Origin of the sequence: Synechococcus sp. H60.1 (assembly GCF_047462335.1) — a bacterium.
Lineage (GTDB): Bacteria > Cyanobacteriota > Cyanobacteriia > Thermostichales > Thermostichaceae > Thermostichus.
In genome coordinates this window covers 1-12,645 of record NZ_JANSJA010000071.1, presented here as the reverse complement: position 1 = coordinate 12,645, position 12,645 = coordinate 1, and the positions used below count along the sequence as shown (strand labels likewise).

The 12,645-nt window shown below is 62.5% G+C and carries 14 protein-coding genes; 12 read left to right on the top strand and 2 right to left on the bottom strand.

Annotation, left to right across the window (positions count from 1 at the left end; translation table 11 throughout):
* Window positions 1-114: 114 nt before the first annotated feature.
* Window positions 115-1,146 (bottom strand): carboxypeptidase-like regulatory domain-containing protein, encoded by a 1,032-nt coding sequence (locus tag NW852_RS04150; RefSeq protein ID WP_414372567.1) that lies wholly within the window; start codon window positions 1,144-1,146, stop codon window positions 115-117.
* Window positions 1,147-1,204: 58 nt separating this feature from the next.
* Window positions 1,205-3,166 (bottom strand): carboxypeptidase regulatory-like domain-containing protein, encoded by a 1,962-nt coding sequence (locus NW852_RS04145; protein WP_414372565.1) that lies wholly within the window; start codon window positions 3,164-3,166, stop codon window positions 1,205-1,207.
* A gap of 167 nt (window positions 3,167-3,333) precedes the next feature.
* On the opposite strand from NW852_RS04145, the gene rpmJ reads away from it, so the two are divergent.
* The 12 genes from rpmJ (at window position 3,334) to NW852_RS04085 (ending at window position 12,402) form a co-directional block, all read left to right on the top strand.
* Window positions 3,334-3,450 (top strand): 50S ribosomal protein L36, encoded by a 117-nt coding sequence (gene rpmJ / locus NW852_RS04140; protein WP_414365890.1) that lies wholly within the window; start codon window positions 3,334-3,336, stop codon window positions 3,448-3,450.
* A 209-nt stretch (window positions 3,451-3,659) separates the two neighbouring features.
* The gene (gene rpsM, locus NW852_RS04135) at window positions 3,660-4,043 is read left to right on the top strand and encodes a 30S ribosomal protein S13 (protein ID WP_011430299.1); all 384 of its coding nucleotides are present in this window, start codon (window positions 3,660-3,662) and stop codon (window positions 4,041-4,043) included.
* Window positions 4,044-4,126: 83 nt separating this feature from the next.
* Window positions 4,127-4,513 (top strand): 30S ribosomal protein S11, encoded by a 387-nt coding sequence (gene rpsK, locus NW852_RS04130; RefSeq protein WP_011430298.1) that lies wholly within the window; start codon window positions 4,127-4,129, stop codon window positions 4,511-4,513.
* A gap of 143 nt (window positions 4,514-4,656) precedes the next feature.
* The gene (locus NW852_RS04125) at window positions 4,657-5,658 is read left to right on the top strand and encodes a DNA-directed RNA polymerase subunit alpha (protein ID WP_414365889.1); all 1,002 of its coding nucleotides are present in this window, start codon (window positions 4,657-4,659) and stop codon (window positions 5,656-5,658) included.
* 91 nt (window positions 5,659-5,749) lie between these two features.
* Window positions 5,750-6,100, top strand: coding sequence for a 50S ribosomal protein L17 (gene rplQ, locus NW852_RS04120; protein WP_414365888.1), 351 nt, complete (start codon window positions 5,750-5,752; stop codon window positions 6,098-6,100).
* A 6-nt stretch (window positions 6,101-6,106) separates the two neighbouring features.
* Window positions 6,107-6,970, top strand: coding sequence for a tRNA pseudouridine(38-40) synthase TruA (gene truA, locus NW852_RS04115; RefSeq protein ID WP_414372562.1), 864 nt, complete (start codon window positions 6,107-6,109; stop codon window positions 6,968-6,970).
* A gap of 49 nt (window positions 6,971-7,019) precedes the next feature.
* Window positions 7,020-7,475, top strand: coding sequence for a 50S ribosomal protein L13 (rplM, locus tag NW852_RS04110; RefSeq protein ID WP_414365886.1), 456 nt, complete (start codon window positions 7,020-7,022; stop codon window positions 7,473-7,475).
* A complete protein-coding gene (gene rpsI, locus NW852_RS04105; RefSeq protein ID WP_414372560.1) occupies window positions 7,472-7,885 on the top strand; it encodes a 30S ribosomal protein S9 in 414 nt (137 codons plus the stop codon). The genes rplM and rpsI overlap by 4 nt, the downstream gene beginning before the upstream one ends.
* A gap of 76 nt (window positions 7,886-7,961) precedes the next feature.
* A complete protein-coding gene (gene rpmE / locus NW852_RS04100; protein WP_414365884.1) occupies window positions 7,962-8,183 on the top strand; it encodes a 50S ribosomal protein L31 in 222 nt (73 codons plus the stop codon).
* A gap of 71 nt (window positions 8,184-8,254) precedes the next feature.
* Window positions 8,255-9,340, top strand: a complete 1,086-nt coding sequence (prfA, locus tag NW852_RS04095) for a peptide chain release factor 1 (protein WP_414365883.1) — start codon at window positions 8,255-8,257, stop codon at window positions 9,338-9,340.
* A 79-nt stretch (window positions 9,341-9,419) separates the two neighbouring features.
* A complete protein-coding gene (gene acnB, locus NW852_RS04090; protein ID WP_414372557.1) occupies window positions 9,420-12,053 on the top strand; it encodes a bifunctional aconitate hydratase 2/2-methylisocitrate dehydratase in 2,634 nt (877 codons plus the stop codon).
* A gap of 55 nt (window positions 12,054-12,108) precedes the next feature.
* On the top strand, window positions 12,109-12,402 hold the full coding sequence (locus NW852_RS04085; RefSeq protein ID WP_414365881.1) for a PepSY domain-containing protein: 294 nt from the start codon (window positions 12,109-12,111) through the stop codon (window positions 12,400-12,402).
* The last annotated feature ends 243 nt before the right edge of the window (window positions 12,403-12,645 follow it).

Sequence of the window (12,645 nt, the reverse complement as noted above, 5' to 3'; positions counted from 1 at the left end):
AGGAGAAGTCTCCACTAAGACGGCAGCAACGTTCTCAGTGCTACTTTAACCTGCCGCATGCATTAGGCCAGCCCCCAGTTCCCCTAGGTGCAGGGCTAGCCCCGCAGAAAGCGTCTAAGGAGTGGGGCTGGGGGTGGGAATGACCAGCTCCACGGCAGTATCCAGTCGCGAGGGGGGTGGTGGGGCTTCACCTGGGGCCAAATTGAGGTAGGGGGCTAGGGGGTGATTGGCTTTCCAGCGGGATCCGACTTCGGCGGCCATTTGGGTGACTTGGATTTGATAAAGCTGCATTAGCTCGGCAGCGTTGAGGTTGCCCCGCTCCACCTGGTCGCGGCTGGCTTCCGCCAGAACCTCCGCCACGAGGTTGCCCTGCTCGTCAAATCGCCACAGCTCCAGGCGGCTGCGGGAGCGCAGGCTCACCTCCGTCGGCGAGGCGGGGCGGGTGAGGACATCGACGCGGGCAATGACAATGGCCTCCAGGCCCAGGTAATCGAAAAACTGACTCACCGCTTCTGGCTTGCGGCGATCCCACTCGAACAGCTCGTAGATCGGCCAGCCCACCTGGCGCAAAATTGGCTGCAGGCGGCGGTTGTCCAGAGGTACCACCTTCTCGCTGTTGGGGATCAGGCCCAGACGCACCGCCTCCATGGCTAGGCGCTGGCCCAAAAGCTGGGTATGTTCCAGCCCCCCCACCCCCAAAATGCCGAGGCGACGCCGGGGCTGTGGCCGGATGGGCACCTGCAAAACCACATCCACAGGGGTGGTCAGGCCCCCCTGCAGCAGGATCTCCTGTTGCACGGTTTCGTAGTCGGGGTGCCACACAGTCAACATCCAACGTCCGGCAGGAGCCTGGTCGAGCTCAAACGCCCCCCGCTCGTCCGTTTGGATGGGCTGATGGGGGTTCTCCAAGCCCTCCAACTGCACCTGCGCCCCGGCCACCGGCTGCCCCAGGCTGTTGCTTACCTGCCCCACCAGCCGTGCCTGGGATCCCACCTGGTCTCGATGGGGAAACAGCGGTGTGAAGTGGGGAATGGGGGTGACCGGCGCCTGGGCCAGCGCTCCTGGAGTCAGGGCCAGCCAGCCGCAGAGACCTAGGCTGCCTAAGCTAACCTTGCGCCGCAGCGCAGTGAGGGAGAAAAGAGGCATGGCGACATCTGCTAATCGCAGTGGGTTCTGGAGAGACAAAATCCTGCTGCAGGGATCCTTACCCAGCAAAGGGATTGTTGGCCTGCCATTGTTGGATAAAGACCGGCACCATGTTGCGCACCTGCAGCCGAAACAGGCCCGCCGCCGCATCTTCAAACAGCGGCTCCCCGCCCACATCATCCTGCCCATAGGCCTCGTAGTAGCGAGCCCGATCCCCCGGCCGATCCCGCTGCAGGTCCACCACCACCACTACCCCGCGGCTGCGCAACTGGTTGGGGGTGAAATTGGGGATCTCCACAGGGATTGCCGGCGCTAGGAAGCGCAAGGCCGTATTCAGCAGCGGGCTGCCCTGGCGGTTGTAATCGCGGGAGATTTGCAGGTGGGTCAAGAGGATGTAGCGCAATCCCAGGGCATTGCCGATGGCCTTCAGCTTGTCCAAGTCGGCGGTATAGCGCTCATCCCGATCCAAGAGCGTCAGATCCTGGACGAGAGCCAGAAGCGGCTCAAAGCGGGGATCCGGCCCCAAAGGCCCCTTCAAGAGCAGTACCGGTCGCTGCGGCTGCAACTCCTTCAGGGCCAGGCTGAGGTGGCGGGCCAGCTCATCCGAGTAAACCGGCTCATCCGGCAAAAGGCCGATGCCCTCCGGCTGCCGGGCCGGCTCCCCCGGCGGCAGGCGAATATCTTGGGTGGATACAAAACCGGCCCGCACCTCCACCTGGGTGCTGGTGGGCGGAAACCCCGGCACCTCCACATCCACCAGGTACAGCCCCGCCGGCAACTCCGGCAATACATAGGTGCCGTCGGCGGCGATGCGAACCGTCTGCTGGAGCTGCGTGGCGGTGGCAGCCAGGCGCAAAACCCCGGTCTGGACAGGCTGGCCGGCAATGTCCAGCACCCGCCCCGTCACCACGCCGCGGTTGCCTGCGGAGGCAACTTCCTCCGTCCCCTCCTCGCCAACTTGAGCTTGAAGATCCACATCCACCAGACGCCGCAAAGCCGGGATCCCTGCCGCCACTACCCACAGCTCCCGCTCCCCCAGCCTCACCAAACCCGTTGGCTGCCCCTCCAGCCGCAGCGAGGCGGCCAATCGTCCTGCCTCCAGATCTACGATTTGCAGACGGTCACTGTTGCGGGAGGTTACGTAAGCCCAGCGGCCATCGGGGGAAAGGGCCAGCCGTGTCGGTCGCCAATCCAGGCCAATCCGCTGCAGGGCCTCGCCGCTGCGGCCCAGATCCAGCACCGTCAGATCTTGGCTGCCGGAGTTGAGCACCACTAGGCGCTGCCGTTGGGCATCCAGAGCCATCGCTTCTGGAGTGTTGCCGCCCCGCCAGCGGGCCAACAGCTCGCCATTGTCGGGGTTGACCACCAGCAGGCTAAGGGGATCCTCCCCGGCTAAGCCGATAAACAGGGATCCCCTCTCCGGGTCATAGGCCAAAGCCAAGGGTGGTCCTGGCAGCGGCAAGTTGCGGGCCTGCGGCTGCTCCGATCCCTCCCCTGGGCCGTTTGGAGCGGGGATCACCGCCAAACTTTGGGCAGCGGGCATAGAGGCGAAAACCCGCCCCCTGGCCGGATCCACGGCCATGTCCAAAACCCCCGCTGGTAGCCCGTAAGCCCGGATCAGCCCCCCGGTTAGCAAATCGAGGGCCACCACCCCAGGAGCATTGGGGCCGGAGGCATAGACCACCTGCCGTGCCGCATCCACCCGCACCACGCTGGGGGCAAAGCCCACCGCCACCTGCCACAAGGGATCCCCGCTCGCCCCATCCAGCAGAGCCACTGCCTGCGCTTCCAAAAGTCCCACTGCCAGCCAGCCCCGCTCCGGCACCGCATCGAGGCGATCGGCAGAGCTGGGTAATGGCAAAAGCCAATCTCCCTCTGGCCTCAGTCCGTTCCCGTCCGCCGAGACACTCCCCACAGAAGCAGAAGAGCCTGTTTCAGGCGAAGGGATCCCTTGCCCCAACACGGGGGATCCCAAGGCCAGCACGCCGCTCATCACCGCAACCAGCCATTGCCAGCGCATCGCCTTTTCCGCTCCTCAACCGCGCCTGCTCTCCTTCTTCGCCCAACCAGCATAGCCAACCCCCTCGCCCTTTCCTGGGGGATTCATGTCAGAAAACCCAAACAATTTTTGACAGTCTGCCGCGGCGACCTTAGAATGGATATTCGCTGGTTTCGTCAGGATAAACCATGAAGGTGCGGCCCTCCGTCCGTCGAATCTGCGAAAAGTGCCGAGTCATCCGCCGCCATGGCCGGGTGATGGTGATTTGCCCTTCCAACCCCAAGCACAAGCAGCGGCAGGGGTAGAGGCGCGGATGGAGGGGTGCGGCCAACGGTGGAGAGCCCAGCCAAACGACCCTGCTGCCGCCGCGGAGGGCCTGGCGACCCATCTCTTGGCAAGGAGAGACTCTGGTTTCCTCACCTCAACAGCAATATCTTCCGGGCAAAGCTCCACGCCGCCAGTCTAGGCCTGGGGAGCCAGCTTATCTGAGTTTGTTTGAAAGGTACTACCAACCATGGCACGGATTGCGGGAGTTGACATCCCACGCGACAAGCGAGTCGAGATCGCCCTTACCTACATTTACGGCATTGGGCTGACCCGCTCCCGCCAAATTTTGGCGAAGACCGGCATCAACCCCGATACCCGCACCCGCGACCTTACCGACGCCGAGGTGGCCGCCTTGAGGGCAGTGGTAGAAGGCGAGTACCAGGTGGAGGGAGATCTGCGCCGGCAGGAGGCGATGAACATTAAGCGGCTGATCGACATCGGCACCTATCGGGGCCGCCGCCATCGTCTGAACCTGCCTGTGCGCGGCCAGCGCACCCGCACCAACGCCCGCACCCGCAAGGGGGTCAGGAAGACGGTGGCCGGCAAGAAGAAAGCTCCCGCCAAGAAGTAGTGGCTGGGTCGGCGGGCAGAGTTTCCCACCCTCTCCAAACGGCAAAACGGGATGCAAACAGTTGTTTAAAGGACACACAGGTCATGGCTCGGCAGCAACGGCGCGGACGCAAGGTCAAGAAGAATGTCCCCAACGGGGTGGCCTACATTCAGTCCACCTTCAACAACACCATCGTCACCATTACGGATCCCAATGGCGACGTGGTGTCTTGGGCCTCCGCAGGTTCCACGGGGTTCAAGGGCGCCAAGAAAGGCACCCCCTTTGCGGCCCAAATGGCAGCAGAGAGCGCAGCACGTCAGGCAATGGAGAACGGCATGCGCCAGATTGAAGTGATGGTGAGTGGCCCTGGCGCCGGTCGGGAGACGGCAATTCGCGCTCTGCAGGCTACCGGTCTAGAAATCACCCTGATTCGAGATATCACTCCCATTCCCCACAACGGCTGCCGCCCCCCCAAGCGGCGGCGCGTCTAAAGGGATCCCCAGGGCAGGCCGAGCGCTGGCGGCTGTCTGCTCCAGGTCGGCGACAGGCTTGCCCCACTGCAGGATGTGAGGCATGACCTCCAGTCTTCCAAGTTCTCCAAACGGATATTGAGCCAGACGGACGGGGCTACTCTATGATACAAACCAGCCGAACCCTCCACAATCTGGGCAGCAAAGCCACTTCCAGTGCTGCTTCCTACCAGACCGAGTGCGTCGAATCCCATCAGGAAGCCAATGGCGTTCACTACGGCAAATTTGCCCTGGGGCCACTGGAGCGCGGTCAAGGGATCACGGTGGGCAACGCCTTGCGGCGGGTGTTGCTCTCCAACCTAGAAGGAACGGCAGTAACCGCTGTCCGCATCGCTGGCGTCAGCCACGAGTTTTCCACAGTGCCCGGGGTGCGGGAAGACGTGATGGAGATCCTGCTCAACATGAAGGAGCTGGTGCTACGCTCCAACGCTTCTGACACGCAGGTGGGCCGTTTGGTGGCGCAAGGGCCGGGGGAGGTGACCGCCGAGAAGCTGCAACTGCCCAGCGAAGTGGAAGTGATCAACCCCCGCCACCACATTGCCACCTTGGCGGAAGGGGCGATCCTGGAAATGGAGTTCATGATTGGCCGCGGACGCGGCTACCGTGCCGTCGACTACTCCGATAGAAAATCGATGGCCATTGATTTTCTCCAGATCGACTCCGTCTTCATGCCGGTGCGCAAGGTGAACTATACGGTGGAAGCAGCCCGGGTCGGCCAATCCCTGGAAAAAGATCGTCTAATATTGGAGATCTGGACCAACGGCAGCCTCACCCCCCAGGAGGCCCTCAGCCAGGCGGCCCGCATTTTGGTGGGCCTGTTCTCGCCGCTGCAGGAGGTCAGCTTTGACACCCCGCCAGAGCCCCGGCAAGCGGAGGACAATCAGAAGAACCAGATCCCCATCGAGGAGCTGCAGCTATCGGTACGCGCCTACAACTGCCTGAAGCGCGCTCAAATCAATACGGTGGCCGATCTGTTGGTCTACACCGAGGAGGATCTGCTGGAGATCAAAAACTTCGGCCAGAAATCTGCTGAAGAGGTGATCCAGGCCCTCAAGAATCGCTTTGGCCTAACGCTGCCCCGCGCCCGCGAAAAGGGCAAAGCCTAGAGACCCAAACAACCCTCCAAGGTGCTTCGCGCCGCTGGCGTCACCGCAAAACTCAGTCAGGATCCCCGAAGAGCCTAGGATAGAGGTTACCATGCGTCACCGCCGTCGTACCCCCCACCTCAACAAGCCCGCCGACCAGCGCAAGGCCCTGCTGCGGGCGCTGACCACGGCCCTGCTGCGGGAAGGGCGGATCACCACCACCAAGGCCCGCGCCAAGGCCATTCGCGCCACCACTGAGAAAATGATTACCCTCGCCAAAGAGGGATCCCTGGCGGCGCGGCGACAGGCCCTGGCCTACATCTACGACAAGGAGCTGGTGCGCTCCCTGTTTGAGCAAGCGCCGGAGCGCTACCGCGATCGGCCTGGGGGCTACACCCGCATCCTGCGCACGGTGCGTCGGCGGGGCGACGGGGCAGAAATGGCGGTCATCGAGTTGGTGTAGGCCCCCATGCAGAGCCGTCGCATTGCCCTGAAAATTCAGTACCTCGGCAGCGGCTTTCGCGGCTGGCAGCGGCAAGCGGGCCACCGCACCGTACAAGGGGTACTGGAGGAGGCGATTGCGTCGCGGGCCGGGCACCCGGTGACCCTCTACGGGGCAGGACGCACCGACACCGGGGTTCATGCTGCTGGCCAGGTGGCCCACTTCGACACCACCTCTGGCATCCCACCCACGGAGTGGGCACGGGTGCTCAACGACTGTCTGCCGGAAGATGTGGTGGTGCTGGCCTCGGCGCCGGTGTCTGACGTTTGGCATGCCCGCTTCTCGGCAAGATCGCGCCGCTACCGCTACCTCATCCTCAATCGAGAGCTGCCGGATGTGTTCTGGCGGCCCTTTAGCTGGCAGGTGCGCTGGCCGTTGCAGGTGGAGCCGATGGCGGAGGCCCTCAACTCTCTTCTGGGTGAGCACAACCTGGAAGCCTTCCGCCGGCGGGGATCCGACCGGCCCCACTCGCGGGTGCAGGTGCAGGAGGTGCTCTGTCAGCGGCTGGGGGATCTGGTGAGCATTGAGGTGCAGGCCAGCGGCTTTCTCTACCGGATGATGCGGCTGCTGGTGGGATCCCTGGAGGTGGTGGGCCGCGGCGAGCTTAGCCCGCAACAATTTGTCCACCTGTGGCAACACAACGACTGGAGCCGGATGCGCACCCGCTACAGCGCCCCTCCGCAAGGGCTGTGCCTGGTGGATGTGGGCTATGCTGTGGATCCCTTTGGCTGCCGCTTCGCTCACTCGCCGCCCTTCTGGGCTTTGTCCATGAAGGGGTTGCCCAAAACCCCCGATTGGTCAGCGGCTTTGTGGGTTTCCTCCCTGGCCTAGGCGTTCTCTTGTCCATTTCATCCTGCGGTTGATGTCATCCTTGGCTGCCATGAACACAACTCCCGTTCCCGCCCCCGAAACTCTAACCCCTCGCTGGTATCTGGTGGACGCTGCCAACCAGCGCCTGGGTCGCTTGGCCGTGGTTGTGGCCAACCTCCTGCGGGGCAAGCACAAGCCCAACTTCACCCCTCACCTGGATACGGGGGACTACGTGATCGTGATCAATGCTGAGAAAGTGGTGGTCACCGGCAAAAAGCGCACCCAAAAGCTCTACCGCCGCCACTCTGGCCGTCCTGGGGGCATGAAAGTCGAGACCTTTGCCCAACTGCAAGCTCGCCTGCCGGAGCGAGTCGTGGAGAAAGCAGTCAAGGGGATGTTGCCCCACACCCGCCTGGGCCGGCGGCAATTTACCAAGCTAAAGGTATACGCCGGGCCCCACCACCCCCATGAGGCCCAGCAACCTCAGGTTTACCCCATCCACACGATTCCAGGAGCCAAAGTATGACTCAAGTAGCCAGTAGCCAACGAGCCGTCTATTGGGGAACCGGACGCCGCAAAACTGCTGTTGCCCGCGTGCGCCTGGTGCCCGGCACCGGCAAACTGATCATCAACGACAGGCCCGGCGACCAATACCTGCAATACCAGGAGGCGCTGCTGGCCAGTGTAAAAGCACCGTTGGAGATCCTCGGCCTAGAGAACTCCTACGACATCTTGGTGCGGGCCCATGGCGGTGGCGTTCACGGCCAGGCCGATGCCATCAAGTTGGGGGTGGCACGCGCCCTCTGCGAGGTGGATCCAGCCAACCGGGGTCCCCTCAAGACAGAGGGCTACCTAAAACGGGATCCGCGCGCCGTGGAACGGAAGAAATACGGCCTGCGCAAAGCCCGCAAGGCTCCCCAGTACTCGAAGCGCTAGGGATCCCTGCCATTGCTTTTTCAAGGTCGATGTTGGTAGACAAGGGTATAAGAGCAGGCCAGAGGAGGAGATTGCCATGCCCAAAAAAGGAATCCACCCGCAGTGGTATCCCGAAGCCAAAGTCATCTGCAACGGCGAAGTGGTGATGACGGTGGGATCCACCAAGCCAGAGCTCAAGGTCGATGTTTGGTCGGGCAACCATCCCTTTTTCACCGGTAGCCAGAAGATCATCGACAGCGAAGGGCGCGTGGAGAAGTTTATGCGCAAGTACGGCATGGGTGGCAAGAAAGCTAAGTAGCCGAGCCTCAATTCAAGTTTCTTGGTCTGCCTTGCTGGGCATTGCTGTGAGTCTTCGCTGACACTGGATCTATGGCCTCTGCTCAACTCATCGAGCAGCTTAAAAACGTTGAAGCCACCTTTCAGGAGCTGACGGTACGTCTGGCCGATCCCGATGTGGCGACGGATCCTGCTGAGCTGCAGCGGATCGCCAAGGCCCGCTCCTCTCTAGAAGCCACCGTCCAGACCTTTCATGAGTGGCAAAAGCTTACTCGCGAGCTGAAGCAGACGGAAGAGCTCCTGCGGGAGGTGGCTTCTGACGACCCGGAGCTGGAGGCAATGGCCAGGGCAGAACTGGAGCAACTGCGCGCCCGCCAAGAACAACTGGAGGAAAAGCTGACCCTGCTGCTGCTGCCCCGGGATCCCAACGACGAAAAAAACATCATGTTGGAAATCCGCGCCGGCACTGGCGGCGAGGAGGCGGCGCTGTGGGCAGCAGATTTGGCCCGCATGTACACCCGCTACGCCGAGAAGATGGGTTGGTCGGTGCGCCTGGCCAGCCTCTCGGAAGGAGAGATGGGAGGCTACAAAGAGGCCATCCTGGAAATCCGCGGCGACCAGGTCTATAGCAAGCTAAAGTTTGAGGCCGGCGTGCACCGGGTGCAGCGGGTGCCCGTGACAGAGGCGCAGGGGCGCGTCCACACCTCGACGGCCACGGTGGCGGTGATGCCGGAGGTGGACGAGGTGGAGGTGGTGATCGACCCCAAAGACATCGAGATCAAGACGGCGCGCTCCGGCGGGGCGGGCGGCCAAAACGTGAACAAGGTGGAAACGGCGGTGGATCTCCTCCACAAGCCCACCGGCATCCGCGTCTTCTGCACCGAGGAGCGATCCCAGTTGCAAAACCGCCAGCGGGCGATGCAGATTTTGCGGGCCAAGCTCTACGAGATGAAGCTGCAGGAGCAACAGGCCTCCATCAGCTCCGCCCGTCGCATGCAGGTGGGAACGGGATCCCGCTCGGAAAAAATTCGCACCTACAACTACAAGGACAACCGCGTCACCGACCACCGCCTCAACCAGAATTTCCTGCTCGAGCCGATTTTGGAAGGGGAGCTGGACGAGTTAATCCAAGCTTGTATTGGCCTATACCAAAAAGAGCTGCTGGCGGAGCTATCTTAGGTGGAGATGGGATCCCTTCCTGCTGCCGACCTGGCGGTAGAATGAATACCCATGTCGAGTGACCTAAGGAATCCTCCCCATGCTGGCTGAGTACCGCCAACATGTTGCTGCCCGCGCGGCCCAAGGGATCCCGCCGCTGCCCTTGAACGCTGCCCAGACCAGCCAGGTGTGCGAGCTGCTCAAGGATCCCCCTGCCGGTGAGGAAGCTTTTTTGTTGCATTTGCTTACAGAGCGGGTACCGCCGGGGGTGGACGAAGCGGCCTATGTGAAAGCGGGCTTTTTGGCGGCTGTGGCCAAGGAGGAGGTGCGCTCGCCTCTGATTACCCCCCTGCGGGCGGTGGAGCTCTTGGGCACGATGCTGGGGGGCTATAACGTCCAGGTGCTGGTAGAGCTGCTGCAGGATAGGCGGCAGGAGATCGCGGCAGCAGCGGCCCGCGCCCTTAGCCACACGCTGCTGGTTTTCGATGCCTTCCACGACGTGCTGGAACTCAGCCAAGCGGGCAACGCCTATGCGCGGCAGGTGATCGAGTCCTGGGCCGCCGGGGAGTGGTTTACTGCCAGGCCGCCCCTGGCCGAGGCCATCACCGTAACGGTGTTCAAAATTGCTGGCGAGATCAACACCGACGACCTTTCCCCCGCCGCCCACGCCACCACCCGCCCAGACATCCCTCTGCACGCCCAGAGCATGCTGGAGGCGCGCGCACCGGGAGCGATAGCAACCATTGCTGAGCTGAAGCGCCGCGGCTATCCCGTGGCCTTTGTGGGGGATGTGGTGGGCACGGGATCCTCCCGCAAGTCCGCCCTCAACTCCCTGCTCTGGCACATTGGCCACGACATTCCCTATGTGCCCAACAAGCGGGCCGGCGGGGTGATTCTGGGGGGCACGATCGCGCCCATTTTCTTCAACACCGCCGAAGATGCTGGCGCCCTGCCCATCCAGTGCGAGGTCTCACGGCTGGAGACGGGCATGGTGGTGACAATCTACCCCTACGAAGGTGTCATCCGTTCTGAGGATGGCCAAGTCCTCTCCACCTTCTCCCTGCGGCCTGTGACCCTGGCGGACGAGGTGCGGGCGGGGGGCCGCATTCCCCTCTTGATTGGCCGGGCCCTTACTGACAAAACCCGCCAAGCCCTGGGGCTGGGTCCTTCCCCCCTGTTCATTCGCCCCACCCCGCCCGCCGACACCGGCAAAGGCTATACCCTGGCCCAGAAAATTGTCGGCAAGGCCTGTGGGCTGCCGGGGGTGCGCCCAGGTACCAGTTGCGAGCCGCTGATTACCACGGTGGGATCCCAGGACACCACCGGGCCCATGACCCGCGACGAGCTGAAGGAGCTGGCCTGCCTGGGGTTTAGTGCCGACCTGGTGCTGCAGAGCTTCTGCCACACCGCCGCCTACCCCAAGCCGGTGGACATCCAGATCCACAAAGAGCTGCCCGACTTCTTTGCCTCGCGGGGGGGCGTTGTCCTGCGGCCGGGCGACGGCATCATCCACTCCTGGCTTAACCGCATGCTACTGCCGGATACCGTCGGCACCGGGGGCGACTCCCACACCCGCTTTCCTTTGGGCATCTCCTTCCCGGCGGGATCGGGGTTGGTGGCCTTTGCCGCCGCCATGGGGGTGATGCCCCTCAATATGCCGGAGTCGGTGCTGGTGCGCTTCCGGGGGGAATTGCAGCCCGGGATCACCCTGCGGGACATCGTCCACGCCATCCCCTACGTGGCCATCCAGCGGGGGCTGCTCACCGTCGAGAAGCAGGGCAAGAAAAACGTCTTTGCCGGGCGAATTATGGAGATCGAGGGCCTGCCCCATCTCAAGGTGGAGCAAGCCTTTGAGTTGACCGACGCCTCAGCAGAGCGGAACTGCGCCGCCTGCACCATTAAGCTCAGCGTCGAGACGGTTGCCGAGTACCTGCGCTCCAACGTGGTGCTGTTGAAAAACATGATTGCCCGCGGCTATCAGGATGCGAGAACCCTGCTGCGGCGCATCGCCAAGATGGAGGCCTGGCTGGCCAACCCCACCCTGATGGAGGCGGATCCCGACGCCGAATACGCTGCCGTGATCGAGATTGACCTCAGCACCATCACCGAGCCCATTGTCTGTGCCCCCAACGATCCCGACAAGGTGATGACCCTAAGCGAAGTCCACGCCCAGCACGCGGCGGGCAACCCCGACACACCCATCCAAATTGACGAGGTGTTTATTGGCTCCTGCATGACCAACATTGGCCACTACCGGGCTGCCGCCAAGATTTTGGAAGGGCAAGGTCGGGCCAAGGTACGCCAATTTTGGATCTGCCCACCCACCCGCATGGACGAGGCGCAACTGCGCGCCGAAGGGGTGTACGGCACCTTTGCCGCTGCCGGGGCGAGGACGGAGATGCCCGGATGCAGCCTGTGCATGGGCAACCAGGCCCGCGTGGCAGATGGGGCCACCGTCATGTCCACCTCCACCCGCAACTTCAACAACCGCATGGGCAAGGACGCGCGGGTCTATCTGGGATCCGCCGAGCTGGCTGCCGCCTGCGCCCTCTTGGGGCGGATCCCTACTCCTGAGGAATATCGCGAGATCGTCGCCACCAAGATCCAGCCCTTTGCCGGCGAGCTGTACCGCTACCTCAACTTCCACGAGATCCCTGGCTTTGAGGACGAAGGGCGGGTCATCCCGCGCGAGCAAATGCCCAAGCTGGAGGAAGTCCTCGGGAGCCGTTCCTAAAGGGGCCACCCTGATACCATGGCAGGGTGGTTGCGCTAGCCCTGGAGCAATCCCAATGGCCCTGAATCGAAAACTCATCCGCCAGATCCACCGCGCCCTGGCCCCCATCCTGGCCTTGCCCTTGGTGGTGACGGTGGTGACGGGATCCCTCTATCAAATTGCCCGCCTCAACGACAACTTCGACTACTACTGGCTGATCCAAATCCACAAAGGGCAATGGGGGCCTCTGGATCTGCAGGCCGTTTACCCCTTCTTAAACGGATTGGGGCTGTTGGTGATGGTGGCTACCGGCCTGAGTTTGTGGTTGCAAACGAGATCCCATCGCCCCCCCAAGCACACCGATTCCTGAGAGCTTTCTCCTGTTCCTTGGGTGAGAAAATACCCCAACCGATTTCCGGAAAACTCGACATCTTGAGCCAGCTAGACAGCTTATTCTAATGTACAGAGGCTATGCTAAAGCCTCGTGAGTAAAGCTTAAAGAGAAGCTAACCAAAAGTTAACCAAAATCCGCTCAGGAGGTGGATAGATATGGCTCTTGTTCGCTGGGATCCCTTCCGGGAAATTGACGAAATTCAACGGGAAATGAACCGGA

Bases quoted from the DNA above. Each gene is read 5' to 3' on its own strand.
- rpmE (WP_414365884.1), top strand. From the start codon at position 7,962: ATGCCCAAAAAAGGAATCCACCCGCAGTGGTATCCCGAAGCCAAAGTC.
- NW852_RS04145 (WP_414372565.1), bottom strand. From the start codon at position 3,166: ATGCGCTGGCAATGGCTGGTTGCGGTGATGAGCGGCGTGCTGGCCTTG.
- rpmJ (WP_414365890.1), top strand. From the start codon at position 3,334: ATGAAGGTGCGGCCCTCCGTCCGTCGAATCTGCGAAAAGTGCCGAGTC.
- NW852_RS04125 (WP_414365889.1), top strand. From the start codon at position 4,657: ATGATACAAACCAGCCGAACCCTCCACAATCTGGGCAGCAAAGCCACT.
- rpsM (WP_011430299.1), top strand. From the start codon at position 3,660: ATGGCACGGATTGCGGGAGTTGACATCCCACGCGACAAGCGAGTCGAG.
- NW852_RS04150 (WP_414372567.1), bottom strand. From the start codon at position 1,146: ATGCCTCTTTTCTCCCTCACTGCGCTGCGGCGCAAGGTTAGCTTAGGC.
- rpsI (WP_414372560.1), top strand. From the start codon at position 7,472: ATGACTCAAGTAGCCAGTAGCCAACGAGCCGTCTATTGGGGAACCGGA.
- rplM (WP_414365886.1), top strand. From the start codon at position 7,020: ATGAACACAACTCCCGTTCCCGCCCCCGAAACTCTAACCCCTCGCTGG.
- prfA (WP_414365883.1), top strand. From the start codon at position 8,255: ATGGCCTCTGCTCAACTCATCGAGCAGCTTAAAAACGTTGAAGCCACC.
- acnB (WP_414372557.1), top strand. From the start codon at position 9,420: ATGCTGGCTGAGTACCGCCAACATGTTGCTGCCCGCGCGGCCCAAGGG.
- NW852_RS04085 (WP_414365881.1), top strand. From the start codon at position 12,109: ATGGCCCTGAATCGAAAACTCATCCGCCAGATCCACCGCGCCCTGGCC.
- rplQ (WP_414365888.1), top strand. From the start codon at position 5,750: ATGCGTCACCGCCGTCGTACCCCCCACCTCAACAAGCCCGCCGACCAG.
- rpsK (WP_011430298.1), top strand. From the start codon at position 4,127: ATGGCTCGGCAGCAACGGCGCGGACGCAAGGTCAAGAAGAATGTCCCC.
- truA (WP_414372562.1), top strand. From the start codon at position 6,107: ATGCAGAGCCGTCGCATTGCCCTGAAAATTCAGTACCTCGGCAGCGGC.